1 pseudogene is annotated in these 261 nt (G+C 59.8%); it reads right to left on the bottom strand.

The window, feature by feature from the left end:
- Positions 1 to 261, bottom strand: a pseudogene (locus SB764_RS41770) (lipid-A-disaccharide synthase); the annotation flags it as partial.

Raw genomic sequence — 261 nt, 5'->3', positions numbered from 1 at the left:
CTTCGAAGGGCAGCAAGGTCAGCATCAGGTCGCAGCCTTCGCGGATCTTCAGCACGCGCTTTTGCCGCCATGCCCACACGGACGGGCTGACGTAATGCACAGTCTTGATCCCGGCCTGGCGCAATTTGAGTTCGATGTTCAGGGTGAAGTCCGGCGCGTCGATTCCGATAAAGACGTCGGGCTTTTCTTCAATCAGTGTCTGGATCAGCAGTTTGCGGCGGGCGAGCAGCTCTCGCAGTCGCCCCAGCACTTCCACCAGCC

Source organism: Paraburkholderia sp. SIMBA_027, from assembly GCF_046535315.1.
Classification (GTDB): domain Bacteria; phylum Pseudomonadota; class Gammaproteobacteria; order Burkholderiales; family Burkholderiaceae; genus Paraburkholderia; species Paraburkholderia tropica.
This window is presented reverse-complemented; position numbering and strand designations above follow the sequence as displayed.